General features: G+C 61.1%; 25 protein-coding genes. 18 read left to right on the top strand and 7 right to left on the bottom strand.

The features are described 5' to 3' along the window. The first annotated feature begins 70 nt into the window (after window positions 1-70). From iolE to AC07OP_RS02470, 12 genes are all read left to right on the top strand, one after another. Window positions 71-964 (top strand): myo-inosose-2 dehydratase, encoded by an 894-nt coding sequence (iolE, locus tag AC07OP_RS02525; RefSeq protein WP_141157497.1) that lies wholly within the window; start codon window positions 71-73, stop codon window positions 962-964. After that, entirely contained in the window at window positions 961-1,749 is a 789-nt protein-coding gene (gene iolB / locus AC07OP_RS02520; RefSeq protein ID WP_065927950.1) for a 5-deoxy-glucuronate isomerase, read from the top strand. Before iolE ends, iolB begins: the two co-directional genes overlap by 4 nt. Window positions 1,750-1,772: 23 nt before the next feature. After that, window positions 1,773-2,588: a TIM barrel protein gene (locus AC07OP_RS02515; RefSeq protein ID WP_495101646.1), complete on the top strand. Its 816-nt coding sequence runs from the start codon at window positions 1,773-1,775 to the stop codon at window positions 2,586-2,588. A gap of 10 nt (window positions 2,589-2,598) precedes the next feature. Then, complete coding sequence (gene iolD, locus AC07OP_RS02510; protein ID WP_495101645.1) at window positions 2,599-4,530, top strand: 3D-(3,5/4)-trihydroxycyclohexane-1,2-dione acylhydrolase (decyclizing); 1,932 nt, start codon at window positions 2,599-2,601, stop codon at window positions 4,528-4,530. Between the two features lie 19 nt (window positions 4,531-4,549). Beyond that, complete coding sequence (gene iolG, locus AC07OP_RS02505; RefSeq protein ID WP_027606528.1) at window positions 4,550-5,560, top strand: bifunctional inositol 2-dehydrogenase/D-chiro-inositol 1-dehydrogenase; 1,011 nt, start codon at window positions 4,550-4,552, stop codon at window positions 5,558-5,560. A gap of 239 nt (window positions 5,561-5,799) precedes the next feature. Continuing rightward, window positions 5,800-6,828, top strand: a complete 1,029-nt coding sequence (locus AC07OP_RS02500) for a Gfo/Idh/MocA family protein (protein WP_495101644.1) — start codon at window positions 5,800-5,802, stop codon at window positions 6,826-6,828. A 127-nt stretch (window positions 6,829-6,955) separates the two neighbouring features. Next, a complete protein-coding gene (locus AC07OP_RS02495) occupies window positions 6,956-7,132 on the top strand; it encodes a hypothetical protein (RefSeq protein WP_162844258.1) in 177 nt (58 codons plus the stop codon). Between the two features lie 48 nt (window positions 7,133-7,180). After that, window positions 7,181-8,116, top strand: coding sequence for a sugar ABC transporter substrate-binding protein (locus tag AC07OP_RS02490; protein ID WP_027606526.1), 936 nt, complete (start codon window positions 7,181-7,183; stop codon window positions 8,114-8,116). 65 nt (window positions 8,117-8,181) lie between these two features. Further along, a complete protein-coding gene (locus AC07OP_RS02485; protein WP_495101643.1) occupies window positions 8,182-9,735 on the top strand; it encodes a sugar ABC transporter ATP-binding protein in 1,554 nt (517 codons plus the stop codon). A 58-nt stretch (window positions 9,736-9,793) separates the two neighbouring features. Beyond that, window positions 9,794-10,816 carry an ABC transporter permease gene (locus AC07OP_RS02480; protein WP_024076018.1) on the top strand — a complete coding sequence of 341 codons (1,023 nt, stop codon included), beginning with the start codon at window positions 9,794-9,796 and terminating at the stop codon, window positions 10,814-10,816. A 325-nt stretch (window positions 10,817-11,141) separates the two neighbouring features. Further along, entirely contained in the window at window positions 11,142-11,546 is a 405-nt protein-coding gene (locus AC07OP_RS02475) for a TraR/DksA family transcriptional regulator (protein ID WP_003191666.1), read from the top strand. 96 nt (window positions 11,547-11,642) lie between these two features. Further along, window positions 11,643-13,325 carry a methyl-accepting chemotaxis protein gene (locus AC07OP_RS02470; RefSeq protein ID WP_495101642.1) on the top strand — a complete coding sequence of 561 codons (1,683 nt, stop codon included), beginning with the start codon at window positions 11,643-11,645 and terminating at the stop codon, window positions 13,323-13,325. An 81-nt stretch (window positions 13,326-13,406) separates the two neighbouring features. On the opposite strand, the gene AC07OP_RS02465 is transcribed toward AC07OP_RS02470, so the two are convergent. The 3 genes from AC07OP_RS02465 to AC07OP_RS02455 form a co-directional block, all read right to left on the bottom strand. Beyond that, window positions 13,407-13,643 carry a DUF2789 domain-containing protein gene (locus tag AC07OP_RS02465; RefSeq protein WP_027606523.1) on the bottom strand — a complete coding sequence of 79 codons (237 nt, stop codon included), beginning with the start codon at window positions 13,641-13,643 and terminating at the stop codon, window positions 13,407-13,409. A 72-nt stretch (window positions 13,644-13,715) separates the two neighbouring features. Then, window positions 13,716-13,946, bottom strand: a complete 231-nt coding sequence (locus AC07OP_RS02460; protein WP_065927941.1) for a hypothetical protein — start codon at window positions 13,944-13,946, stop codon at window positions 13,716-13,718. Between the two features lie 115 nt (window positions 13,947-14,061). Beyond that, window positions 14,062-14,328: a hypothetical protein gene (locus tag AC07OP_RS02455; RefSeq protein ID WP_115486272.1), complete on the bottom strand. Its 267-nt coding sequence runs from the start codon at window positions 14,326-14,328 to the stop codon at window positions 14,062-14,064. Between the two features lie 416 nt (window positions 14,329-14,744). On the opposite strand from AC07OP_RS02455, the gene AC07OP_RS02450 reads away from it, so the two are divergent. Together AC07OP_RS02450 and AC07OP_RS02445 are read left to right on the top strand one after the other, a co-directional pair. Beyond that, the gene (locus AC07OP_RS02450) at window positions 14,745-15,194 is read left to right on the top strand and encodes a hypothetical protein (RefSeq protein WP_065941180.1); all 450 of its coding nucleotides are present in this window, start codon (window positions 14,745-14,747) and stop codon (window positions 15,192-15,194) included. Window positions 15,195-15,327: 133 nt separating this feature from the next. Next, complete coding sequence (locus tag AC07OP_RS02445) at window positions 15,328-16,344, top strand: ABC transporter substrate-binding protein (protein WP_495101641.1); 1,017 nt, start codon at window positions 15,328-15,330, stop codon at window positions 16,342-16,344. Between the two features lie 83 nt (window positions 16,345-16,427). Here AC07OP_RS02445 and AC07OP_RS02440 read toward each other — a convergent pair whose 3' ends face one another. After that, on the bottom strand, window positions 16,428-18,554 hold the full coding sequence (locus tag AC07OP_RS02440) for a TonB-dependent receptor (RefSeq protein WP_495101640.1): 2,127 nt from the start codon (window positions 18,552-18,554) through the stop codon (window positions 16,428-16,430). Between the two features lie 95 nt (window positions 18,555-18,649). Then, window positions 18,650-19,039, bottom strand: coding sequence for a DUF2946 domain-containing protein (locus AC07OP_RS02435; RefSeq protein ID WP_495101639.1), 390 nt, complete (start codon window positions 19,037-19,039; stop codon window positions 18,650-18,652). 93 nt (window positions 19,040-19,132) lie between these two features. Between AC07OP_RS02435 and AC07OP_RS02430 the strand changes: the two genes are divergently transcribed. The 4 genes from AC07OP_RS02430 (at window position 19,133) to AC07OP_RS02415 (ending at window position 23,048) form a co-directional block, all read left to right on the top strand. Beyond that, on the top strand, window positions 19,133-19,570 hold the full coding sequence (locus AC07OP_RS02430; RefSeq protein WP_027606517.1) for a DUF3995 domain-containing protein: 438 nt from the start codon (window positions 19,133-19,135) through the stop codon (window positions 19,568-19,570). 116 nt (window positions 19,571-19,686) lie between these two features. Continuing rightward, window positions 19,687-22,188 (top strand): TonB-dependent siderophore receptor, encoded by a 2,502-nt coding sequence (locus AC07OP_RS02425; RefSeq protein WP_495101638.1) that lies wholly within the window; start codon window positions 19,687-19,689, stop codon window positions 22,186-22,188. Between the two features lie 91 nt (window positions 22,189-22,279). After that, window positions 22,280-22,609, top strand: coding sequence for a hypothetical protein (locus AC07OP_RS02420; RefSeq protein WP_065941186.1), 330 nt, complete (start codon window positions 22,280-22,282; stop codon window positions 22,607-22,609). 178 nt (window positions 22,610-22,787) lie between these two features. Then, entirely contained in the window at window positions 22,788-23,048 is a 261-nt protein-coding gene (locus AC07OP_RS02415) for a hypothetical protein (RefSeq protein WP_495101637.1), read from the top strand. Window positions 23,049-23,315: 267 nt separating this feature from the next. Here AC07OP_RS02415 and AC07OP_RS02410 read toward each other — a convergent pair whose 3' ends face one another. Then, window positions 23,316-24,260, bottom strand: coding sequence for a GGDEF domain-containing protein (locus AC07OP_RS02410; protein WP_115486266.1), 945 nt, complete (start codon window positions 24,258-24,260; stop codon window positions 23,316-23,318). 116 nt (window positions 24,261-24,376) lie between these two features. Then, complete coding sequence (locus AC07OP_RS02405; protein ID WP_166655323.1) at window positions 24,377-24,517, bottom strand: hypothetical protein; 141 nt, start codon at window positions 24,515-24,517, stop codon at window positions 24,377-24,379. Window positions 24,518-24,548: the final 31 nt, after the last annotated feature.

The raw sequence follows: 24,548 nt of genomic DNA, 5'->3' as shown, positions 1-24,548 counted from the left end.
GTGGGAGGGGCTTGCCCCCTCCCACAGAAAGCAGATCTCAGTGATACCAGAAAATAATAAAGGTGCAGCCATGCCCGCAATCCGAATTGGCATCAACCCGATCTCCTGGAGCAACGACGACCTTCCGGCCCTCGGTGGTGAAACCCCGCTGAGCACCGCCCTGAGCGAAGGCAAGGAAATCGGCTACGAAGGTTTCGAGCTCAACGGCAAATTCCCCAAGGACGCCAAGGGCGTCGGCGACGTCCTGCGCCCCTATGACCTGGCGCTGGTCTCCGGCTGGTACTCCAGTCGCCTGGCCCGTCGTTCGGTGGCCGAAGAAATCGAGGCCATCGCCGGCCACGTTGAACTGCTGAAACAAAACGGCGCCAAGGTGCTGGTGTACGGCGAGGTGGCCGATTCGATCCAGGGCTCGCGCATTCGCCTGATCGAACGTCCTCGGTTCCACAGTGAACAGGCCTGGCAAGACTACGCCGACAAACTTACCGAGCTGGCGCGTTTTACCCTGTCCCAGGGCGTGCGCCTGGCCTACCACCACCATATGGGCGCGTACGTCGAATCGCCTGAAGACATCGATCAGTTGATGGGCCGTACCGGGCCGGAAGTCGGCCTGCTGTTCGATTCGGGCCACTGCTACATGGGCGGCGGCGAACCCATCGAGGTGCTGCGCAAGCATATCGACCGCGTCTGCCACGTGCATTTCAAGGACGTGCGCAAAGCCGTGGTGCAACTGGCACGCAACCAGATGTGGAGCTTCCCCGATTGCATCGTCAACGGCACCTTCACCGTGCCCGGTGACGGCGATATCGACTTTGCAGAGTTGCTCGATGTGCTGCTGGCCGCGAAATACGCGGGCTGGCTGGTGGTGGAAGCCGAGCAGGATCCGGCCGTGGCGCCCAGCTATGTCTATGCAAAAAAGGGTTATGACACGTTGCGTACGCTTCTCAACGAGAGGACCAAACCATGAGCTTGCTGGTAAAGAGCAGCAAACGCGGACAAACCATGGTTGCCCTGGAAGAGGGCCGCCTGGAGTACGTAGGCTTTGCCGCCTACCGCCTGAGCCTGGGTGAAACCCTGCCGGTCACCGCCGGTGATCAGGAGTTGTGCCTGGTGCTGCTCAGCGGTCGGGTCAATATCGAAGGCGAGGGCTTCAACTGGCAGAACCTCGGTGATCGCCAGTCGGTGTTCGAGGACAAATCGCCGTTCGCCGCGTACCTGCCGCCGGGTACCGACGCCCAGGTCACCGCGTTGAGCGACGTGCAGATTGCCGTGTGCGCCGCGCCGGGTGCGCCGGGTTTCGAGCCACGCCTGATCCGTCCTGAACAGTGCAAGCGCAGCGTACGCGGCAAAGGCGCCAATACCCGTTACGTGTGCGACATCCTGCCGGATACCGACCCGGCCCATTCGCTGCTGGTGGTGGAAGTGCGCACGCCGTCCGGGCATTCGTCGAGCTACCCGCCGCACAAGCACGACACCGACGACCTGCCGCACCAGAGCTTTCTCGAAGAGACCTACTACCACCAGATCAATCCGCCCCAGGGCTTCGTGTTCCAGCGGGTGTACACCGACGACCGCAGCATCGACCAGGCCATGGCCGTGGAAAACAGCGACTTGGTGGTGGTGCCCAAGGGCTATCACCCGGTCAGCGTGCCGTATGGCTACGAGTCTTACTACCTGAACGTGATGGCCGGCCCCAAGCGTGCCTGGCATTTCCACAACGACCCGCAGCACAGCTGGCTGCTGGACCTTTAAACGGTGTTGGACGGAGAACAACAATGAAGTCGCTTCTACGCTTTGCCCTCAACCGTATGGTCGCGCCCAACCTGTCCCTGCCGGATTTCATCCAGCTGGCCGTGGCCTTGAAATGCGATGCCATCGAGATTCGCAACGACCTCAAGGATCGCCAGATCGAATACGGCGCCCCGGCCGGCCGCGTGCGCGAATTGTGCGCGGCCCAGGGCATCACGGTGCTGTCGATCAACGCGCTGTACCCCTTTGATGTGTGGAATGACGAGCGCCGCGCCCAGGCGATAGCGCTCGCCACCTATGCCCGCGAATGTGGTGCGCAAGGCTTGGTGATGTGCCCGTTCAATGAACCCGGCGACACCCGCAACGAAGCCCAGCGCGCCGCCGGTTTGCGCACCGCGTTGAGCCAGCTGGCGCCGATCCTGCGCGAGTACGGGATTCTCGGGTTTATCGAGCCCCTGGGCTTTGAAGAATGTGCCATGCGCCGCAAGCGCGTGGCGGTGGATGCGATCCAGTCCATCGGCGGCCTGGATGTATTCCGCCTGGTGCACGACACCTTCCACCACCACCTGGCCAGCGAGCATGAGTTCTTCCCGGAACTGACCGGGCTGGTGCATATCTCCGGCGTGGAAGACGCCCAGGCGCCGCTCAATTCGATCCGCGACGGCCACCGCGTGCTGGTGGGCGAGGGCGATATCCTCGGCAATGCCGCGCAGATCGACACCTTGCTCAGCAGCGGTTACAGCGGCTACCTGTCGTTCGAACCGTTTGCGACAAGCGTGCACGAGCTGGCGGATATCCAGCAGGCCTTGGGGGCAAGCATCGCCCACCTGCAGAAACGATAAGGGGCGCGACATGACCACCACCCGACTGACCATGGCCCAGGCCCTGGTAAAGTTTTTGGACAACCAGTACATCGAAGTCGATGGCGTGCAGAGCAAGTTCGTCGCCGGCGTGTTCACCATTTTCGGCCACGGCAATGTGCTGGGCCTGGGCCAGGCCCTGGAGCAGGACAGCGGCGACCTGGTGGTGCATCAGGGTCGTAACGAGCAGGGCATGGCCCATGCCGCCATCGGTTTTGCCAAGCAGCACCTGCGCCGCAAGATCTACGCCTGCACCGCCTCCGTCGGCCCAGGTGCGGCGAATATGCTCACCGCTGCGGCGACCGCCACCGCCAACCGTATCCCGTTGCTGTTGCTGCCCGGCGATGTCTACGCCAGCCGCCAGCCCGACCCGGTGCTGCAACAGATCGAGCAGTTTCACGACCTGAGCATCAGCACCAACGATGCCTTCCGTTCCGTGAGCAAGTACTGGGACCGCATCAACCGCCCCGAGCAACTGATGACGGCGGCGATTCATGCCATGCGCGTGCTCACCGACCCCGCCGAAACCGGCGCGGTGACCCTGGCGCTGCCCCAGGACGTGCAGGCCGAGGCCTGGGACTACCCCGATTACTTCCTGCAAAAACGGGTGCACCGTATCGACCGCCGCCCGGCCACCGACGCAATGATCGGCGATGGGGTGGCGGCTTTCCGGGGCAAGCGCAAGCCGCTGATCATCTGCGGTGGCGGCGTGAAGTACTCTGGTGCGAATGCTGCCTTGCAAGCCTTTGCCGAGCGCTTTGATATTCCTTTCGCCGAAACCCAGGCGGGCAAGAGCGCGGTGGTCTCCAGCCATCCACTGAACGTGGGCGGTATCGGCGAAACCGGCTGCCTGGCCGCCAACCTGCTGGCGCCCGAGGCCGACCTGATCATCGGCATCGGCACCCGTTACACCGACTTCACCACCTCGTCGAAATCGCTGTTCAAGCATGCCGAGGTGAAGTTTCTCAACCTCAATATCAGCCCCTGCGACGCCTTGAAACTCGACGGCGTGCAGGTGCTGGCCGACGCCAAGGTCGCCCTCGAAGCGCTGGCCGATGCCCTTGGTGATTACCGTTCCGGCTGGGGCGAGCAGATCGCCGACGCCAAGGCGCAGCTGGACGCCGAAGTGGACCGTGTGCATCAGGTCGAGTACCACGGCGATGATTTCGTACCGGAAGTCGACGACCACCTGGACCGCGCCGTGCTGCGTGAATTTATCGAACTGACCGGCTCGTGCCTGACCCAGAGCCGGGTGCTCGGCGTCCTCAACCAGAGCCTGGCCGACGACGCGATCATCGTCGCCGCGGCCGGTAGCCTGCCCGGCGACTTGCAGCGTGCCTGGCGCAGCAAGGGCGTCAACACCTACCACGTCGAGTACGGTTATTCGTGCATGGGCTATGAGATCAACGCCGCCCTCGGCGTGAAGCTCGCCGAGCCGACCAAGGAGGTCTATGCGCTGGTCGGCGATGGCTCCTACATGATGCTGCACTCGGAGCTGGCCACCTCGATCCAGGAGCGCCGCAAGATCAACGTGGTACTGCTCGACAACATGGCCTTCGGTTGCATCAACAACCTGCAGATCGGCAACGGCATGGACAGCTTCGGCACCGAGTTCCGCTACCGCAACCCCGAGAGCGGCAAGCTCGACGGCGGCCTGGTGCCGGTGGATTTCGCCATGAGTGCGGCGGCCTATGGCTGCAAGACCTACAAGGTCAGCACGGTGGAGCAGCTGGAAGCGGCCCTGGCCGATGCGCGCACGCAAAGCGTCTCGACCCTGATCGACATCAAGGTGCTGCCCAAGACCATGGTCCACGGCTACCTGTCGTGGTGGCGGGTGGGGGTGGCGCAGGTGTCCACCAGCGAACGCACCAACGCGGCGGCAAAAAAACTCAATGAACACCTGGCCAAGGCCCGGCAGTACTAATAACAAGAGGAGCGTTTGTATGTCTTTGAAGCTTGGTGTAATCGGTACCGGCGCCATCGGCCGTGATCATATTCGTCGTTGCAGCCAGACCCTGCTCAACAGCCAGGTGGTGGCGGTGACCGACATCAACCTTGAGCAGGCCGCCAAGGTGGTCGCGGAGTTGAAGCTGGATGCCGAGGTGTACGCGGATGGCCATGGGCTGATCAACTCGCCGCAGGTCGAGGCGATCCTGGTCACGTCCTGGGGCCCGAGCCACGAGGAGTTCGTGCTCGCCGCCATCGCCGCCGGCAAACCGGTGTTCTGTGAGAAGCCCCTGGCGGTGACGGCTGAAGGCTGCCGCAGGATCGTCGACGCCGAAGTGGCCTACGGCAAGCGCCTGGTGCAAGTGGGCTTTATGCGCCCCTATGACGAAGGTTATCGCGCCCTCAAGGCGGTGATCGACAGCGGCCAGATCGGCGAGCCGTTGATGCTGCACTGCGCGCACCGCAACCCGACGGTGGGCGAGAACTACAAGACCGACATGGCGATTACCGACACCCTGATTCACGAGCTGGATGTCCTGCGCTGGCTGCTCAACGACGACTACGTGTCGGTGCAGGTGGTGTTCCCGCGCAAGACCAGCAAGGCCCTGGCCCATCTGCGCGACCCGCAGATCGTGCTGCTGGAAACCGCCAAGGGCACCCGTATCGATGTGGAAGTGTTTGTGAACTGCCAGTACGGCTACGACATCCAGTGCGAAGTGGTGGGGGAGACCGGCATCGCCAAATTGCCGGAGCCGTCCCAGGTACAGCTGCGCAGCGGTGCCAAGCTGTCGAATGCGATCCTGATGGATTGGAAGGACCGTTTTATCGGGGCCTATGACGTGGAGTTGCAGGCCTTCATCGATAGCGTGCGTGCTGGTCAAGTCGGTGGGCCGTCGGCGTGGGATGGCTTTGCAGCGGCGGTGGCGGCGGATGCGTGTATCGAGGCCCAGGGCAGTGAGCAGATCGTCAAGGTCAGCCTGCCGGATCGCCCGCACTTCTACGGTTAACACTCGGTCAATGTGGGAGGGGCAAGCCCTAATGCCAGTCATTTAAGGCTTTTTGTAGGAGCGAGCTTGCTCGCGAAAAACTCACAGGCGCCGCGTTCATTCAGGAAGCACGCGTCATCGTTGACGTTTTTCGCGAGCAAGCTCGCTCCTACAGGAGGCGATGTACGCTTAACTGACTGGCATTAGGGCAAGCCCCCTCCCACAGTTGATTGGTTTCCAATTCAATTCAGGAGTTGATCATGAGAATCGGACTTGTCGGCTATGGCCACGGAGGGCGCTTCTTTCATGCGCCGCTGATTGCAACTTTGCCGGGGGCGACGTTTGTCGGTGTCGTCACCCGCTCACCCGAACGTCGCCAGCAACTGGCAACCGACCACCCCGGCGTCCAGGCCTTTGACAGCATCGGCCAGATTGTCGAAGCCGGTGTCGATGCCCTGGTGATTTCCACCACCCTCAAGGGCCGTCCGGCGTTGGTGCTGGAAGCCATCGAGCACGGCGTGGCGGTGGTCAGCGACAAACCCTTTGCCGCCAACGCCGAACAGGCCCAGGCGCTGATCACGGCCGCCGAGCGCCATGAGGTGTTGCTCAGCGTCTACCAGAACCGGCGCTGGGACTCGGACTACCTGACCCTGCGCAAATTGATCGACGCCGGTGCCCTGGGCGAGATCACCCGCTTTGAATCCCGCGTCGAGCGCTACAGCCCGCAGGCCGTGGGCAATGCCAGCGGCGGCGGCTGGCTGCGCGACCTGGGCAGCCACCTGGTGGACCAGGCGCTGCAACTGTTCGGTCCGGTGGACCGGGTCTTTGCGCAGTTACAGTTCACCCCTGAATACCCCACTGTCGACCACGGCTTCTTTGTCTCCCTGACCCACGCCAACGGGGTGGTTTCCCATTTGTGGGGCAACGCCCTGCAGAACAGCCAGGCCCCGCGTTTTCGCGTCAGTGGCACCTCGGGTTGCTACACCGTGGACGGGCTGGATGGCCAGGAAGAGGCGCTGATGGCCGGCAAGTCGCCGAAAACCGAGGGCGAGCACTGGGGCGCAGAAGAACATCGCCGTTGGGGCTGGTTCGAACAGGGGCCGGAACGTGAGCGAGTGCCGTCGGAGAAGGGCTGCTGGACCCAGTTCCATCGCCAGTTGCAAGCGGCGGTAAACGGGCAGGGCCCGTTGCCCGTGGACGCTTATGACGCGCTGGAAACCACGCGTATATTGGACGCCGCACGCCTCAGCGCCGAGCGCCAGCAGGTGGTTTCAACAAAAATAGAATAAAATTCTAAAACAGGTTGATATGGAAATTATTTTCCAATAAAGTCTTTTCCAGGTTGCATAAAGTACGTTCGGACTCGATTCGCACGACTCAACAAAAACAAGATCAAAAACAACCAGGTACCGTCAGATGAAAATCTTCAACGCTGTACTGCGAGTTTTACGCCCTGCCCACACGCCCCGCGGCCTGCCCCGCGCCCGGCCGTTCTACTTCTCCTTCCTTAATGTGCTGTGCGTCGAAAACCAGGGCGCCCTGGTCTGCTGCATTCCAGGCGCACCGGTCGTACGCGTGCCTGCCGAGCTCTGATAAACGCAACGTCCAAAAAACCAACAAGAAAGTGGAGACAGACCGTTCATGAAGACCCCGATCCGTTTTACCGCGCTGGCTTTATCCATGCTGCTGGCCAGCGGTGTTGCCAGTGCCGCCGACATCAAGGTCGGCGTGAGCATGTCCGCCTTCGATGACACCTTCCTCACTTACCTGCGCGAAGACATGGACAAGCAGGCCAAGTCCTATCCCAAGGGTGACGGCGTGCAGCTGCAGTTCGAAGACGCCCGTGCCGATGTGGTCAAGCAACTGAGCCAGGTGGAGAACTTCATCAGCCAGAAAGTCGACGCCATTATCGTCAACCCGGTCGACACGGCTTCTACCAAGAACATCATCAATGCCGCGACCAAGGCCGGCATCCCGCTGGTGTTCGTCAACCGCCGTCCCGACCAGAAGGACTTGCCCAAGGACGTGGTGGCTGTGACCTCCGATGACGTCGAGGCCGGCAAGCTGCAAATGCAATACATCGCTGAGAAACTTGGCGGCAAGGGCAAGATCGTGATCCTGCTGGGCGACCTGGCGAACAACTCCACCACCAACCGCACCAAGGGCGTGAAGGAAGTGTTGGCCAAGTACCCGGACATCAAGATCGAACAGGAACAGACCGGTATCTGGCTGCGGGACAAGGGCATGACCCTGGTCAACGATTGGCTGACCCAGGGCCGCGAGTTCAATGCGGTGCTGGCCAACAACGATGAGATGGCCATCGGTGCGTCCATGGCGCTGAAATCGGCCGGCAAGGAAAAGGGCAGTGTGCTGATCGCGGGGGTCGACGGTACGCCGGATGGCTTGAATGCGATCACCAAGGGTGACATGGCCGCGTCCGCGTTCCAGGACGCCAAGGGCCAGGCGGTGGGCTCGGTGGAAGCGGCGCGCAAGATGGCCAGGAAGGAACCGGTCGAGCAGAACGTGATCATCCCGTTCCAGCTGATCACCCCGGAAAACGTCGCCACGTTCAAGTAGCCCTGACATAACAACAATGAACCGGCAGGGCGGTCGTGCCCGCCCTGCTGATGGAGTACCGTCTTATGCTCGCTCAAGCCACTGTCTCGCAGCCTCCCGGGATCCAGCCGTTGCCGCTGGACGAACCCTACCTGTTGGAAATCGTCAACATCAGCAAAGGCTTTCCCGGCGTCGTGGCCCTGGCCGACGTACAACTGCGTGTTCGCCCCGGTACGGTGCTGGCGCTGATGGGCGAGAACGGTGCGGGCAAGTCGACCTTGATGAAAATCATCGCCGGCATCTACCAGCCCGACGCCGGTGAAATCCGCCTGCGCGGCAAGCCCATCGTGTTTGACACGCCGCTGGCGGCGCAGAAAGCCGGGATCGCGATGATCCACCAGGAGCTCAACCTGATGCCGCACATGAGCATCGCCGAGAATATCTGGATCGGCCGCGAGCAGCTCAACAGCCTGCACATGGTCAACCACCGCGAAATGCACCGCTGCACCGCCGAGTTGCTGGCGCGCCTGCGCATCAACCTGGACCCCGAGGAACACGTGGGCAACCTGAGCATCGCCGAGCGGCAGATGGTCGAGATTGCCAAGGCTGTGTCCTATGACTCCGACATCCTGATCATGGATGAACCGACATCGGCCATTACCGAGAAGGAAGTGGCCCACCTGTTTTCGATCATTGCCGACCTCAAGGCCCAGGGCAAAGGCATCGTCTACATCACGCACAAAATGAACGAAGTGTTCGCCATTGCCGATGAAGTGGCGGTGTTCCGCGACGGCCAGTACATCGGCCTGCAACGCGCCGACAGCATGAACAGTGACAGCCTGATCTCGATGATGGTGGGGCGTGAGCTGAGCCAGTTGTTCCCGGTGCGCGAGACGCCCATTGGCGAGCTGCTGCTGTCGGTGCGCGACCTGCGCCTGGACGGGGTATTCAAGGGCGTGTCGTTCGACCTGCATGCCGGTGAGATCCTCGGCATCGCCGGGCTGATGGGCTCGGGGCGTACCAATGTGGCGGAAACCATTTTCGGCATCACCCCCAGCAGCGGTGGGCAGATCACCCTGGATGGCGAGGCGGTGCGCATCAGCGACCCGCACATGGCCATCGAAAAAGGCTTTGCGCTGTTGACCGAGGACCGCAAGCTCAGTGGCCTGTTCCCCTGCCTGTCGGTGCTGGAAAACATGGAAATGGCCGTGCTGCCGCACTATTCGGGCAACGGTTTTATCCAGCAGAAAGCCTTGCGCGCCCTGTGCGAGGACATGTGCAAGAAACTGCGGGTGAAGACGCCGTCCCTGGAGCAGTGCATCGACACCCTGTCCGGCGGCAACCAGCAGAAAGCCTTGCTGGCGCGCTGGTTGATGACCAACCCACGCTTGCTGATCCTCGATGAACCGACCCGGGGCATCGACGTAGGGGCCAAGGCCGAGATCTATCGCTTGATCGCCTTCCTCGCCAGCGAAGGCATGGCGGTGATCATGATTTCCTCCGAGCTGCCTGAAGTGCTGGGCATGAGCGACCGGGTGATGGTGATGCACGAAGGCGAACTGATGGGCACCCTGGACCGCGCCGATGCGACCCAGGAAAAAGTCATGCAGCTGGCCTCCGGTATGACCGCGGTCCACTGACGAACAGCCGCGCGGGCCTGCGGTTGGCCCGCGCCATAGAATAAGAAGGTGATTGGCTATGAACGCAATAACGGACAACAAGCCTGCCACGGCCCCGGTCAAGCACCGTCGGCGCTTGCCCACCGAGCTGAGCATCTTCCTGGTGCTGATCGGCATCGGCCTGGTGTTTGAGCTGTTTGGCTGGATCGTGCGGGACCAGAGCTTCCTGATGAACTCCCAGCGCCTGGTGCTGATGATCCTGCAGGTGTCCATCATCGGCCTGCTGGCCATCGGGGTGACCCAGGTGATCATCACCACGGGGATCGACTTGTCGTCGGGCTCGGTGCTGGCGCTGTCGGCGATGATCGCCGCCAGTTTGGCGCAAACCTCCGACTTTTCCCGGGCGGTGTTCCCTTCGCTGACGGACTTGCCGGTGTGGATTCCGGTGGCGATGGGGTTGGGTGTGGGGCTGCTGGCGGGGGCGATCAACGGCAGCATCATCGCCGTCACCGGTATTCCGCCGTTTATCGCGACCCTGGGCATGATGGTCTCGGCTCGTGGCCTGGCGCGCTACTACACCGAAGGCCAGCCGGTGAGCATGCTCTCGGATTCGTACACGGCCATCGGTCATGGCGCGATGCCGGTGATCATTTTCCTGGTGGTGGCGGTGATCTTCCATATCGCCCTGCGCTACACCAAGTACGGCAAGTACACCTACGCCATCGGCGGCAATATGCAGGCGGCGCGGACCTCGGGGATCAACGTCAAGCGCCACCTGATCATCGTCTACAGCATCGCCGGGTTGCTCGCCGGTCTGGCCGGCGTGGTGGCCTCGGCACGCGCCGCCACCGGCCAGGCGGGCATGGGTATGTCCTATGAGCTGGATGCGATTGCCGCCGCGGTGATCGGCGGCACCAGCCTGGCGGGCGGGGTAGGGCGTATCACCGGTACCGTGATCGGCGCACTGATCCTTGGGGTGATGGCCAGCGGGTTTACCTTTGTCGGGGTGGATGCGTATATCCAGGACATCATCAAGGGCCTGATCATTGTGGTGGCGGTGGTGATCGACCAGTACCGCAACAAGCGCAAGCTCAAGCGCTGAGTTGCAAGCTGCAAGCTGCAAGTTCGATGAGCTCTACAGCTTGTCGCTTGCAGCCTGCGGCTTATAGCTGCTGTACGAACTTTCCTGCTATAAACGCACTCCGATGACCATTCGCCAAGCCCGTCCTGGTGCCTTTGGGGGTTATATCGGAAAAAATGCCTGTCATTTCAGTTGCTGTGCCCTCAAGTCGGCCTTAGACTGCCGCCCCTCGTAAATTGAGTGCCGGGTGGCGCTTGGAATGGATGGCGCCTTTCCGAGACCTGCAGGGGTCGACCGGAACGCTCCCTTATTCGCCTTAATGCACGTATTTTTTATAGAGAAATCAATGACAAAGGAAAAGTTGCTGGCCATGCCGGCGGATGACTACATGAATGCCGAACAGCACGCTTTTTTCGAGAAGTTGCTGCAGGACATGAAGGTGGAACACCACGAGCGCATTGAGCAGAACCGCATCGCCATTGAAAGCCTGGACACCCCGGCCGACCCGGCCGACGCCGCGTCCGTTGAAGAAGAACGCACCTGGCTGGTCAACGCCATCGACCGCGACCAGCGCATGCTGCCGCAGCTCGAGCGTGCACTGGAACGCATCAAGGAAGACTCCTTCGGCTGGTGCGATGACAGCGGCGAGCCTATCGGCCTCAAGCGCCTGCTGATCAGCCCGACCACCAAGTACTGCATCGAAGCGCAAGAGCGCCACGAGCAGATCGACAAGCACCAGCGCCAAGCCTGATGCGCTGAAGCTGGGGGATCGCCTGGGCGGTTCCCCGGAGAAAGACCCGTTACGCCCCGTCTATTGATCTGCTGCAAGCTACCCCACTAAAGGCCCATGGATAATGGCTGGATAGTGGCGTTTAATGCAGGGACAAAAATGACAAACAGTGGGGTAAAGACAATGGCTGGAGATGGATCTCTGATGGGCGCAGCAGTGCCACCGCAACCGGTGGTGCGCGGTTTGCCCGGCTGGTTGATGCCGCTCCTGCAGAGCGCCGCCCTGGTGCTGGTACTGCTGGGCCTGACGTTTGCCAGCCTGCCGATCTACCTCTGCCTGCCCATTGCCTTGCTGGTGATCTGGCTGCCACGCCTTATGAACCGCACCTCCCGCACGGCACCGCCCGCTACTGCCGATGCCATTGGCGAGCTGACCCGCGATCTGTCGTATACCACCAGCCACAACGCACTGTCCGCTGCCGGCGTCGCCTATTCGGTCAAGCAACTGGCGGCTCGTGTGCAATCGCAATTGGGCGCGGCCAAGCAGATCGTCAGCAGTGCGGAGGTGATGATCAGCACTGAAAAGGTCACCTCCCAACTCAGTCGCGAGGCCCTGCAGGCGGCCAGCCAGGCCCATCAGCGCAGCACTGAAGGCCGTGAAGTGCTGGCCCAGTCGATCATTCGTATGCATCAGCTCAGCCAGCGCGCCAATGCCAGTCGGGAGTTGATTGAAGCCCTGAGCCAACGCAGTGAAGAAATCCAGCGGGTGACCCTGGTGATTCAGTCCATCGCCAGCCAGACCAACCTGTTGGCGCTCAACGCCGCGATTGAAGCGGCGCGGGCTGGTGAGCACGGTCGCGGGTTCGCCGTGGTGGCGGATGAAGTGCGTGGGCTGGCGGGCCGCACGGCCACGGCCACCGATGAAGTCGGGGTGATGGTGGCGGATATCCAGCAACGCACTGCCCAGGTAGTTGAGCAGATTCGCCAGCTCTCGGCAGACTTGCACACCGGTGTCGAGCAGGTGGAGCACGCGGGCGAGCACCTGGAGAACATTGCCGGCCTGGCGGCGGGCGTGGAAGGCCAGGTCAATGAAATCGCCCAGGGCACCGACACCAACCGCGCCCAACTCGACAGCCTGTTCCATGCCGTGGAGCAAATGCGCAGCGATCTTATCGTGAGCGACCAGCAGACCCGCCAGTTGGCCGATGCCGCTGTGCAGATGGAAGGGCAGGCCGAAACGATCAGTGAGCGCCTGGCGGAAGTCGGGCTGGATGACTATCACCAGCGCATCTACGACCTGGCGCGCGAAGGCGCGAGCCGGATTGCCGCGCAATTCGAAGCCGATGTACAGCAGAACCGCATCAGCCTGGATGACTTGTTCGACCGCAGCTACACCTTGATCCCCAACACCAGCCCGAGCAAGTACCACAGCCGTTTCGATGGTTACACCGACCAAGTGCTGCCGGCCATCCAGGAAGCGCTGTTGCCACGCCATGAAGGTTTGGTGTTTGCCATTGCCTGCACGCCCCAGGGCTATGTGCCGACGCACAACAAGGCGTTTTCCCAGGCGCTGACCGGCGATGCTCAGGTCGACGCGGTGCAGAACCGCACCAAGCGCAAGTTCGAAGACCGCACCGGGATCCGCTGCGGCAGCCACCAGCAAGCGATGCTATTGCAGACCTACACCCGCGATACCGGCGAGTTGATGCACGACTTGTCGGTGCCGATCATGGTCCGGGGGCGGCATTGGGGTGGCCTGCGCCTGGGGTATAAGCCGGAGGGAGCGAAGGCTGCGGGCTAGGGCGTGTTGTTGTCTGTGAGGCGGGGAAATACCAGCTGCCTGGCTAGCGCTATTGCGCCCAGGCAGCCGGCATTGTGTGGATTACTGCGGTTGATGCAGGCGCTGGTTCAGCTCATCCACCGCCATGGCCCAATCGGCGTCTTCACGCAGTTCTTCCTTGAGGAACTGTGCCTGCTGCGGCGTCCAGAACGGCGCGTCGATCAACTTGACGTCGTCACTCAGCGGGTGCGCGACAATGAAGGCGTCGATAGCTTCGGGGGTTGAGTCCAGGCCCAGTTGTTCAAATAACGTTTCGAGTGTCGGTATTGGCGCGTCCATGTCAGTCTCCGTGCGGGTTTCGGGATCGTTATGCATGGGAGGCTTGTGGCGCGGTAGAGTTCGATCGGATTGTCAGGAGGTCAGTGCCCCTGAATCCACTGCAGCCTTGAGTGCCTGGGCGGATTCTTTTCCGGCGCTGGCGGCAGTATCGAGGGTCTTGAACCAACGGTCTTTTTCGACCTGGTGCGTGGTGACGGTGGTCAACGGCGGCTTGGCGCGCATCACGATCACTGCTTGAAACTCACCGTCTACTTCCCTTGCGTCGCCATGGATGAAAAATTCGCCAATATCAAATTCCGTCACGTATCGCCTTCCCTTCGAGGTAACCAACAGCACTGATGAAACCTGGCCCGTGCGGGGGCAAATTCCAATGGACAGGCCAGTATGGCAGTTGTTGAAGGGCGGCGGCGCAGTAAAGTCATCCGGGTGACGAAACGATTCCGCCGTGCAGTGAGGCCTCCAGCCGCTTGGCCAGTTCGCAGGCCTCGATGTGGTCGCTGCGAAAGCCTTTGATCCTGCCACTGGTGACTTCGCGGATATGGAAGAAGTTTCTTCCGGCGGGTACAACTTGGTAAAGAACCGAATTGGGGTACCCGTTGGGACTGCGTAAGCAGTAGTATTGCTGTTCGTCCTGACATGATGAGCGAGTGCGGGAAGACGTAGCGTCGTATTGGCGTCGTTGCATGGTCAGCTCCTGTCGATCGATCTTGTTGACCCACCAGCAGCGTTACAGGTGGTTTTGACCCGTGTCGCTGTTTTAGTATTGTTGTCGGCAGTCGGCGTCTGGTTCCACGCCGAGATGTTTTTGTTTATATGAGCTGTCGGAAACTGCGTTTTTAATAGTGTTATTCTCTGAAGCGGGTCGACCGGTATTCTCCGGTTATTGAACCTGTGATTTCCTGCGATGCCTGATGTCCCTGCACAAGGTCAATCGTGCATGCCTGTCCGGGGCTTTGGGCGCAGCAACGGGGTCTTCTTCAGTTTTTCAATGAATGTGTTGTGTGATCGTGCCGAGATGGCCGTTTCTTTGTGCTGCCCGCTCTGGCGGTCAGTGCTTTATTTCGATGTGGGGGCGTTTCCTTGGCAGTCAGTAATCTGGATATGCACGCGTTGTTCGTGCTGGGTGATTTGCGCGCAAAGTTGGTCAAGCAGTTTCAATCCCGTTTTGTTTACATCACCGAGCAGACGCCGGAAGGTATCTATATCGCCGAAATCGATACCGAAGCGGCAATGGTTGTGGATGACAAACCCCGTCTGGAGCTCAAGGTGGGCGACCACTTCCGTGCTGCGGTATTGCCCAGTCGCGAAGGTGGCAAGTTCGAACTCAAGTTCCGCGACATCAAGTTGACGGTGTATGGCTTGGGCGACTATGCCTTTGTGTCCTCGCCCGAGGGCCAGGGCATCGTTTTCAAGGAAGGCCACAGTGTGATGCTGGTGTTTGCCGCCAATGAACAACTGCAGGAAGGCCTGACCAAGACCCTCAAGGCCGTGACCGGCAAGGCCGCCAAATGGCGCAAGGGTGAGCTGGTGACGTTCAAGGCCAGTGAATAATCGGTAAATACTGCGAACATCTCCTATCTCCCGGAACCTCTACTACAGTTGAGTTGACTTAACTATTCAGAGGCTTCGCGCATAGGCAGCAAAGCCGTTCGTTGTTTGCTGCGACATCGCGAGGTGCAAGGGCATGAAAGGATTGAGAACGCTGTTGGCTGCATCGCTGACGACCCTGGGTCTAGCAGTGGCTTCGCTGCCCGTTTCGGCCGCGCCAGCGCCGGTGCACTTTGCCGACCTGAACTGGGAAAGCGGCAGCCTGATCACCGAAATACTGCGGGTCATCGTCGAGAAGGGCTACGACTTGCCCACCGACACCTTGCCCGGTACCACCATCACCCTGGAAACCGCCCTGGCCAAGAACGACATCCAGGTCATCGGTGAAGAGTGGGCCGGCCGCAGCCCGGTGTGGGTCAAGGCCGAGGCCGAAGGCAAGGTCGTGGGCCTGGGGGATACGGTCAAGGGGGCCACCGAAGGGTGGTGGGTGCCCGAATACGTGGTCAAGGGTGATCCGTCCAAAGGTATCAAGCCCCTGGCACCGGACCTCAAGAGCGTGAAGGACCTTGCGCGCTACAAGGACGTGTTCAAGGACCCCGAATCCCCAGGCAAGGGGCGCTTCCTCAACAGCCCCATCGGCTGGACCTCGGAAGTGGTCAACAAGCAGAAGCTCAAGGCCTATGGCCTGGATGACAGCTACGTGAACTTCCGCAGCGGTTCGGGAGCTGCACTGGATGCCGAAATTGCCTCGTCCATCCGTCGTGGCAAACCGGTGTTGTTCTACTACTGGTCGCCGACGCCGTTGATGGGGCGCTACAAGCTGATCCAGCTGGAAGAGCCACCGTTCGATGCCGAGGCCTGGAAGACCCTGACGGATGCGGATAACCCCGATCCGAAGCCCACTCGGTCGTTGGCATCCAAGCTGAGTATTGGCGTGTCCACGCCGTTCCAGAAGGAACATCCGCAGATTGCCGGGTTTTTCGAGAAGGTCGAGTTTCCGATCGAGCCGCTGAATAAAGCCCTGGCGACCATGAGCGAGAACCACACCGCGCCCCGGGAGGTGGCCCAGGCGTTTCTCAAGGAGCATCCTGAGGTGTGGAAGGCCTGGTTGACCGAGGATGTGGCGCAGAAGGTCGAAGCCAGCTTGAAGTAAGCACGGCGCTTATTGCTGAGCGGAGATCAAAAATAATGTGGGAGAGGGCTTGCCCCCTCCCACATGTTGTTTGCAGTGTCGCTTCAGAATCTGGTTTGCACCGCCAGCTCGAATGTCCGTGGCGCTCCCAGGTAATACGCCGGGGACACATGGGCAAACTCGGCATACACCTCATTGGTCAGGTTGCGCACCCGGCCGGTCACCGAGGTGTGTGAATCCACCTGATAGCGCAGGAACGTCCCGAACAGCGTGTAGGCCGGCACCGTCTGGGTGTTGGCATTGTCCGCATACACCTCGGCGACGTAGCGCGCATCCACGCCGCCTTGCCAGTCCTCGGCAAAGTCATAGGTCAACCACAGGTTGCCGACGCGCCTGGGCACGTTGGTCGGTGTATTGCCCTTGCGCGAGACCACCTCGCCACTGGCGATTTTCTCGTTGAACTCATCGTATTCGGCATCCACCCAGGCGACGTTGCCTTCCGCCAGCAGCCTGGGCGTGATGCGCAATGAACTGGCCAGCTCGATGCCCTTCGATGACTGCGCGCCGACCGGGATGCTCGTGGTCGGGTCCTGCGGGTCGGTTACGGCAAAGTCCTTGCGTTCGATCTTATAGACAGCAACGGTGGCCGAACCACGGCCGTCCAGATAGTCGAACTTGCTGCCCATCTCCCATTGTTTGCCGGTCGACACATCGAACACCTGGGTGGTTGTACTCGGTTGTTCAGCGGCGGTGCTGTATTGCACGTAGACATTGGCCGATGGGATGAACTGGTAAGTCAGGCCGACGCGACCGGTCACCGGTTCCCAATGGCGCTTGACGTGCCGTGGGTTGGTGGCCGTGATCGCGCGGTGGTTGGTCACATCCAGGTCGATGGCGTCGTAACGCAGGCCGCTCAGCAGCGAGAGTTTTTCGGTAAGGCCCAGGCGGTTTTCCACGAAAAGCGCCTTGGTGGTGACCTCATTGGTCTTGTCCTTGCCAAAATTCTCCCGGGTACGCGGGATGTCGTAGAAGTGCCCGGGGTTGAAGCCGTTCGGGTCCACGGTGCTGTTACCCGGCACATTCAGCGGCGTGTTGGTGGTGCTGTTGACCTTGTACTCAAAACCGCCGGACCAGGTGGTCGACAGGCCGAACAGACGGTCGTCATGGCGCAGTTCGAACTGGTTGCCGTGCTGTTCGCCCTGGTGGCGCACCTGGTAGGCGGTCGAGCGGTTTACCGCACTGTTGCTGGCGTTGTATTGGTAGGTTTCCAGGTTGCGGTAATCGCGCTGGCTGTCGAGGTGGTAGAGCGTATTTTTCAGCGTCGTGCTGTCGTTGATCCGGTAGTCGATGATCGAGCGCGCCCAGATCGTGCGCTGCTCGTAGCGGCCGTCGGCGACGTTGTAGTTGTTGAAACGGTTGTGTTTGTCGATCTTCAGCTCGCCGGCCTTGGGATTGAGCACCGGCGTGCCCCAGTAAGGGCTGTCTTCCTGTTCATCCTGGTATTCCAGGGCCAGGGTATGGGACAGGTCGGGGGTGAGGTCGCTGAGCAGGGAAAACGCCAGGCTCCAGGCCTCACGCTGGTCGCGGTCGATGTAGCTGTGGTTGGTGTTGCGGCTCACATCCAGGCGCGCGTAATGCTGCACTTCGGCGCCGGGCTCGGTCAGCGCGTGATTGACGCCGAATGCCATGCCGGTGGTGTCGTAGCTGCCATAGGTGAGCTGACCTTCGGCGGCCTGCTCCTCACGGGTGGCCAGCTTCGTCACATAGTTGAGCGAGCCGCCGACGGAGCCGGCGCCGTTGATCAGGGAGGAGGGGCCGCCCACCAGTTCCACGCGGTCATAGATCCAGGCATCCACGGGGCGGGCCAGGCCGGTGGCGACATTGATACCGTTGAACATCTGGGTGATCTGGCTGCTGGTAAACCCACGGTAAGAGACAAACCCGCCAAAACCCGGCGGCGCGCTGGCGTTGACGCCGGGCAGGGTGTTGGCGGCATCGCGGAACGTCTTGGCGCCATGGCGTTCGATGTCGTTGCGATTGGCGATGGCCACTGATGCCGGGGTTTCCCGCACGCTCAGTCCCAGCCGCGACGCCACGCCGCTGGATTGATCCAGGGTGAGGCCGGGTTCGGCAGTTGATTCGCCATCAATGGTGGTCGGAGCCAATTCGAGGGCCCAGGCGCAGACAGGCAGGCAGCCGAAAAGGCCCGCCAACAGGGGTAGATGTTTCATGGTTGAATCCTGAAAAACTTGGCTTGAAAACAACGCACGGCCGTCCGTCATTCCGTGTGGAACCGGTGGTCAGTGCAGATTGGAAAGCAAAGGGATCAGGCGAAGGCGGGCGGCGCGCGCGGGTTAGCCGTGGGCCAGGTGAAGCAGGCAGGGAGGTCAGCAGCCAGCACGACGGCCGGCGGTGGCGCATGGGGTTGTGGCAACACCGCCACATTCACGCTGGAACTGAGCGCCGGGCCCATGCCGCCGGTGGAGCACAGCGGGCAACCGAACGCCTTGGCCAGCGTCGGCAGGTTCTCATCGCTGGAGTTGGACGGCGTGGGCGCCTGGGTACGCGGGTCGACGGTACAGAACTGCCCGCCGATGCCATTGAGCTGCATCCCCACCATCTGCCCGTGACCGATACTGCAGGCGAACACATTGAACAGGACGCAGCAATAGAGCATCCAGGCAATGAGCGAGCGGTCGGCGCGGGCGAGTTTCATGGGGCGGCACTTTACCATCAGCCGCCGACGAAATGCCTGCAAAAAATCCCAGGGCGACTATCCTGTTTCGCACCTTTTCTGGGAGCGCCCGCCATGAGCTTTGTCATCGCACGCTGGATCGTCGGCATTTTTACCTGCATCAGCATGGTGCACCTGTACTGGGCTGCCGGCGGCAAACTCGGCAGCCTCGCCGCCATCCCCCAACTGCCCGGCGAATTCGCCAGCGGGCCTCGCCTTGCATTCAGGCCCTCGGCGCTGGGTACCTTTCTGGTGGCGATGGGCTTGGTCGGCATTGCGCTGCTGGTGTGCCTGCGGGCCGGGCTGTACTTTTCGGCGGTCTCCCATGCGGCGTTGCAATGGGGAATCAGCGCGATTGCCCTGCTGATGTTTGCCCGCGCGATTGGGGATTCGGAGTTGGTGGGGTTTTTCAAGAAAGTCGGCGGGTCACGGTTTGCGCGGTGGGATACGTGGTTCTATTCGCCGTTGTGCCTGGCGTTGGGGGTGGGGTTGTTGGTGGTGGCGTGGGGTTAATGAGGGAAACACAACACACCGATCTACGCCGCTCAAATAAAAACTGCTCTCATCCTTGCCCGATTTGCCGACCTGGCCGTCATGGTTAATAGAACCTCTATTACCCAGGATTTCCCATGTCGCGCCTTGCTCGCCCCTTGCACCCACTGGCCCTGTCAGTGGCGTTGGCTTTCGCCGCCGTGCCGTTGCTGAACGTCCAATCCGCCTTCGCCGAAGAAAGCCGCAGCGCTGTACGCAGTTTCCAGATTCCGGCCGGTGACTTGAGCCAGGCGCTCAACAGCCTGGCCGAGCAGGCGGGCCTGGTATTGGCGTTTGATGCGAGCCTGGCACGCGGCAAACGCAGCAACGGCTTGAGCGGGCAGTACGCCACCGACGTGGCGCTGACCCAGTTGCTCGCCGGCAGCGGCCTGCAGGCGCTGAAGCTCTCGGCCGACCGCTACCGCCTGGAAGCCATCCCGGATAACGGCGGTGCCATGGAGTTGCAGGCCACCACCATCAGCGGCGCGTACCAGGCCGAAAGCCCTACCGGGCCGGTGTCCGGTTATGTGGCTACGCGCAGTTTGTCGGGCACCAAGACCGATACCGCGCTGATCGAGACTCCGCAGTCGATTTCCATCGTCACCAAAGACCAGATGCGTGCGCAGAACGCCGAGAGCCTCAACCAGATCCTGCGCTACAGCGCCGCGGTCATCCCGGAAACCCGCGGTGCCACGGCGTCGCGTCTCGACCAATTGACCATTCGTGGGTTTGCCCCGGCCACTTACCTCGACGGCCTGCGCATGCCGTCGAGCCGTGATGCCTTGCCGCAAAAGGATGCCTTTGACCTGGAGCGCGTCGAAGTGCTGCGCGGCCCGGCGTCGGTGCTGTACGGGCAGGGCACGCCGAGCGGAGTGATCAATATGGTCAGCAAGCGCCCGCTGGATACGCCCTTCCATGAAGTGGGCGTCGAATACGGCACCTTTAACAAAAAGCGCACCACCTTCGATTTGAGCGGGCCGCTTGACGATCAGGGCGTGTACTCCTACCGGGTGGCGGGGCTGTTCGACGATGCCGATGGCCAGGTCGAACACACCGAAACCCGTCGCCAATCGTTGTCCAGCGCGTTCACCTGGCGGCCGGACGAAGACACCTCGCTGACCTTGCTCGGGCATTTCCAGAAGGACCCCAAGGGCGCGTCCTACGGTTCGGTGCCGGCCTGGGGCTCGGTATTGCACAGCCCGACCGGGCGCAGCATCGACGTGGACTTCTACGACGGCGAAAAGAACTTCGAGAAAAGCGATCGCGAGTACTACTCCATCGGCTGGGCCTTCGAGCATCACCTCAACGATGTCTGGACAGTGCGCCAGAACGCGCGTTACCTGCGCAGCGAAGGGCGTTATCGCAGCCTCTACAGCAACTACCTGATGGCGGATTACCGCACCATTCGACGTTCCACCATTGCCAGTGACGTCGACATGGATGCCTACACCCTCGATAACCAGGTGCAGGCCAAATTCGACACGGGCCCACTGCAACACACCCTGCTGATGGGGCTCGACTACCAGAACACCAGCACCGACACCCTGTTGGGCTCAGGGACGTATACCGCCGGGCCGACCCTGGATATTTTCAACCCGGTCTATGGCGCGGCGGTGCCGGTACCGGCGTACACCACCGACGGTACGTCGCGCAGCGAACAGACCGGGGTCTATCTGCAAGAGCAGATGAAGTGGGACAAATGGGTGTTGTTGCTCGGCGGTCGTTATGACTGGGCCAGCACCGACAGCACCACCAAGACCTTGCGCACCGGGACCAAGAGCCAGTCCTCCCTGGACAGCAAGGCCTTTACCGGGCGTATTGGCCTGGTCTATCTCTTCGATAACGGCCTGGCGCCGTATGCCAGCTATGCGGAGTCGTTCAACCCGCAGTCGGGCACCGGTTACGGCGGTTCGGTGTTCAAGCCGACCGAAGGCAAGCAGTATGAAATCGGCATCAAGTACCAGCCGCCGGGCAGCAACAGCTTTATCACGGCGGCGATCTTCGACCTGCGCCAGACCAACGTCCTCACCACCGACCCGGACCCCACCCACCTGTGCGGCAGCGGTCGCTGCCAGAGCCAGGACGGCGAAGTGCAATCCCGTGGTTTTGAACTGGAAGGCAAGGCCAGCCTTAATGACAACCTGGACATCACGGCGGCCTATGCCTACCTGGATAACCGCATCAGCAAGTCCAATAACACCGTGCGTTACGCCCCCATCAGCGATATCGGCGTAGGCCCGGCCATCAACGCCGAGGGCACCACCACCTACGCGGTACCGCGCCACACGGCGTCGGCGTGGGCCGACTACACCTTCCATGATGGCAACCTCAAGGGCTTCGGTGCCGGCGCGGGTGCGCGGTATGTCGGTTCGTCCTGGGGCGATACCGCCAACACCTTGAAGGTGCCGGGCTACACCCTGTTCGATGCGGCGGTGCACTACGACATTCCGAACATCGCCAACCTCAAGGACAACCTGCGCCTGGCCCTGAACGCCACCAACCTGGCGAATAAAGAGTACGTCGCGTCGTGCTATTCCTACTCGTGGTGCTGGTACGGCTCGCAGCGCACCGTGCAGGCGAGTGCGACCTACCAATGGTGATGGCACGACGATAAGGCAATTTAATGGCCCCTCTGTAACAAAATTCTCGCCAGAATCGCTTTTATTTTCAGGTGGTTAGGTGAGGAAGCAAATGCGCACTGTTGGAATCATGCTGATCGCCTGCTCCCTGGCCGGCGGCGCGGCTGCCGTGCAGGCACGGGAGCTGCGCGAGGGTGACAAGTACATGTGCAGTTGGGGCGCCGGCACGGCCGCCAGGGCCCAGGAACTCAAGCTGTCGGGGGTGTCGCTGTACGCGGCGCGGCAGAAGATCCAGACCATCAAGTTCAGTAAATCCTGGATGCGCATGATGGCCATGGGCATCACCGAACAGACCTATGACAGTCGTTCACGGCTCAAGCCTGAAGCGATTCGCCAGAGTTTCTATCAGGATTGCGTGCGTTACAAAGTGGCACGCAAGTAATCGAGTGCAGGCTTTACAAAACCACGACAAACCGATGTTTCTATTTGCATACAATTGCTCCCTTGGTAGAGGAGGCAGGTATGCACACGCTTATTCGCGCCGCGACGCCGGTCCCGGGAGGGGGCTGCCCGAGGCGCTCCAGGTTTGCTGTCAAAACAGAGCCGGGCAGGGTAAGCCCGTGACCCCGGCAACCCCCCCTTCATCCAACAGCCTGCGCTATTTTGCGCTTGGCGTGCTCTGCGTGGCGGGGTTGCTCGGGGGCTATTTCATGCAGCTCAATGCCAAGGCGGATCGCCAGCGCGAAGAAGCGGCCGAGCGTTTGGCACTTTGCCGGCAGGTTGAGCGGGTCGCCAGTGTGGCCACCTCCGCGGGTCTGGAACTTCGCGATACCTGCAAGCAATTGGGGGAGAGCGGGTCGAAGAGTGTCACGCCGCCTTAACTAATAACCCTTTTTTATAAGTGGAAATATTGGCGGTAGTTGCACCAAAAAGTGGCACTTATATGCGTCGCTACCTTAAAAAACATGTGGTTATTTAAGGACTTACAATGCTTTTAATCCGACGAAAGGATATAAAATTTTCTTGTTACAGCTTTTTACACTGGTTACTATAGCCGGGCGTTCACCTCCCACGGTTTATGCATTTTTAAATCCCAAGTTTCCATCAGCTACTTGGGATTTTTTTTGCCTGGAATTTAACCCCCGGCGTCAAACTTCACCTTCTGCAAACTCCGCACGCATCCGCCCGTTGCGTTTGGCCCGGTAGAGCAACTTGTCGACATCTTCGACAAAACCCAGCATCGGGCTGTCGGGTTTGACGATGCGCGTACCTACGCCCAGGCTCAGGGTCAGCAGGTTCGACACCGCTGAAAAGCCATGATCGATCTGTTGTTGGCGGATCAGGTGCAGGCAACGTCCGGCGACCTGTTTGGCCGACGCCGCGTCGGTTTCCGGCAACAACCACACAAACTCCTCACCGCCGATGCGAGCGATGAAGTCCCGCGGCCGGTTGGCGGCCAGTGACAGGGTATGCGCGACCTGGCGCAGGCATTCGTCGCCCTTGATGTGGCCATAGTGGTCGTTGTACTGCTTGAAAAAATCGATATCCAGGATGATCAACGACAGCGGCAACTGGCTGCGCTGGGCGCTGGCCCATTCGCGTTCGAGCACGGTGTCGAACATGCGTCGGTTGGCGATGCCGGTCAGGCCATCCTGGTAGGAATATTCCTCGAGTTGCTTTTGCAGGCGCACCAGGTGTTCTTCGGTCTTCTTGCGTTCGCTGATATCGAACATAAAGCCGATCAGCGCCTCGACTTCACCGTCCTTGCGCACCACATGCACCACGTCGCGGATCCATACGTAGTCGCCGTTCACCGTCAGGGCCCGGTAATCCGCTTCATGGTCCACCCCGGCACGGGATTGCGACACGCAGAAATTCACCACGTATTCGCGGTCATCGGGGTGCATGCGCGAGACCCAGTCGTCGACGCTGACCCAGCTTTGCGGGGTCCAGCCCAACAGCGTTTCGATCTGCGGGCCGATATAGCTGAAGGTCATGCTCTGCCAGTCGATACGCCACGGGATGGCCTTGGTCGATTCCAGCAGCGTGCGGTATACGTCGCTGTCGGGCTGGCTCGGAGGGGCAATGCTCATGGTGGACGGCTCGAATGATGGCTAAGTGCCCAGAGCGTCGTGTGATCGACGGTGGGAGTCAAGCGCTTGCCGAGGCAGCAGACGAGAGGTCGTGTGACGGGCATGGCGGCGGCCAGCTAGCCAATGACAGCATGGCTGGGCGCATCCACTGCGCCGTAATAACGCCAGCAGCAATGACGGTGCTCCGGCACGATCACGCAGCCGCTGAGGCTGACGATCAGCACAGCGGCAACCAGCAGGGTAAGTCGACGGTACATGGTGTTTCCTCTTGGGTTGGCCGGGGTTAAT

The sequence above is a fragment of the Pseudomonas sp. GW821-FHT09D08 genome, from assembly GCF_059416305.1.
The sequence above is the reverse complement of the archived record's forward strand: the minus strand, read 5'-3'. Positions and strand labels throughout refer to the sequence as shown.

What these genes read in the sequence shown, in the direction of transcription:
- AC07OP_RS02470 (WP_495101642.1), top strand. Translation starts at nt 11,643, where the DNA reads ATGGATAATGGCTGGATAGTGGCGTTTAATGCAGGGACAAAAATGACA.
- iolE (WP_141157497.1), top strand. Translation starts at nt 71, where the DNA reads ATGCCCGCAATCCGAATTGGCATCAACCCGATCTCCTGGAGCAACGAC.
- AC07OP_RS02490 (WP_027606526.1), top strand. Translation starts at nt 7,181, where the DNA reads ATGAAGACCCCGATCCGTTTTACCGCGCTGGCTTTATCCATGCTGCTG.
- iolD (WP_495101645.1), top strand. Translation starts at nt 2,599, where the DNA reads ATGACCACCACCCGACTGACCATGGCCCAGGCCCTGGTAAAGTTTTTG.
- AC07OP_RS02445 (WP_495101641.1), top strand. Translation starts at nt 15,328, where the DNA reads ATGAAAGGATTGAGAACGCTGTTGGCTGCATCGCTGACGACCCTGGGT.
- AC07OP_RS02440 (WP_495101640.1), bottom strand. Translation starts at nt 18,554, where the DNA reads ATGAAACATCTACCCCTGTTGGCGGGCCTTTTCGGCTGCCTGCCTGTC.
- AC07OP_RS02465 (WP_027606523.1), bottom strand. Translation starts at nt 13,643, where the DNA reads ATGGACGCGCCAATACCGACACTCGAAACGTTATTTGAACAACTGGGC.
- AC07OP_RS02405 (WP_166655323.1), bottom strand. Translation starts at nt 24,517, where the DNA reads ATGTACCGTCGACTTACCCTGCTGGTTGCCGCTGTGCTGATCGTCAGC.
- AC07OP_RS02495 (WP_162844258.1), top strand. Translation starts at nt 6,956, where the DNA reads ATGAAAATCTTCAACGCTGTACTGCGAGTTTTACGCCCTGCCCACACG.
- AC07OP_RS02425 (WP_495101638.1), top strand. Translation starts at nt 19,687, where the DNA reads ATGTCGCGCCTTGCTCGCCCCTTGCACCCACTGGCCCTGTCAGTGGCG.
- AC07OP_RS02420 (WP_065941186.1), top strand. Translation starts at nt 22,280, where the DNA reads ATGCGCACTGTTGGAATCATGCTGATCGCCTGCTCCCTGGCCGGCGGC.
- AC07OP_RS02450 (WP_065941180.1), top strand. Translation starts at nt 14,745, where the DNA reads ATGCACGCGTTGTTCGTGCTGGGTGATTTGCGCGCAAAGTTGGTCAAG.
- AC07OP_RS02430 (WP_027606517.1), top strand. Translation starts at nt 19,133, where the DNA reads ATGAGCTTTGTCATCGCACGCTGGATCGTCGGCATTTTTACCTGCATC.
- AC07OP_RS02435 (WP_495101639.1), bottom strand. Translation starts at nt 19,039, where the DNA reads ATGAAACTCGCCCGCGCCGACCGCTCGCTCATTGCCTGGATGCTCTAT.
- AC07OP_RS02515 (WP_495101646.1), top strand. Translation starts at nt 1,773, where the DNA reads ATGAAGTCGCTTCTACGCTTTGCCCTCAACCGTATGGTCGCGCCCAAC.
- AC07OP_RS02500 (WP_495101644.1), top strand. Translation starts at nt 5,800, where the DNA reads ATGAGAATCGGACTTGTCGGCTATGGCCACGGAGGGCGCTTCTTTCAT.
- AC07OP_RS02410 (WP_115486266.1), bottom strand. Translation starts at nt 24,260, where the DNA reads ATGAGCATTGCCCCTCCGAGCCAGCCCGACAGCGACGTATACCGCACG.
- AC07OP_RS02485 (WP_495101643.1), top strand. Translation starts at nt 8,182, where the DNA reads ATGCTCGCTCAAGCCACTGTCTCGCAGCCTCCCGGGATCCAGCCGTTG.
- AC07OP_RS02480 (WP_024076018.1), top strand. Translation starts at nt 9,794, where the DNA reads ATGAACGCAATAACGGACAACAAGCCTGCCACGGCCCCGGTCAAGCAC.
- iolB (WP_065927950.1), top strand. Translation starts at nt 961, where the DNA reads ATGAGCTTGCTGGTAAAGAGCAGCAAACGCGGACAAACCATGGTTGCC.
- iolG (WP_027606528.1), top strand. Translation starts at nt 4,550, where the DNA reads ATGTCTTTGAAGCTTGGTGTAATCGGTACCGGCGCCATCGGCCGTGAT.
- AC07OP_RS02475 (WP_003191666.1), top strand. Translation starts at nt 11,142, where the DNA reads ATGACAAAGGAAAAGTTGCTGGCCATGCCGGCGGATGACTACATGAAT.
- AC07OP_RS02455 (WP_115486272.1), bottom strand. Translation starts at nt 14,328, where the DNA reads ATGCAACGACGCCAATACGACGCTACGTCTTCCCGCACTCGCTCATCA.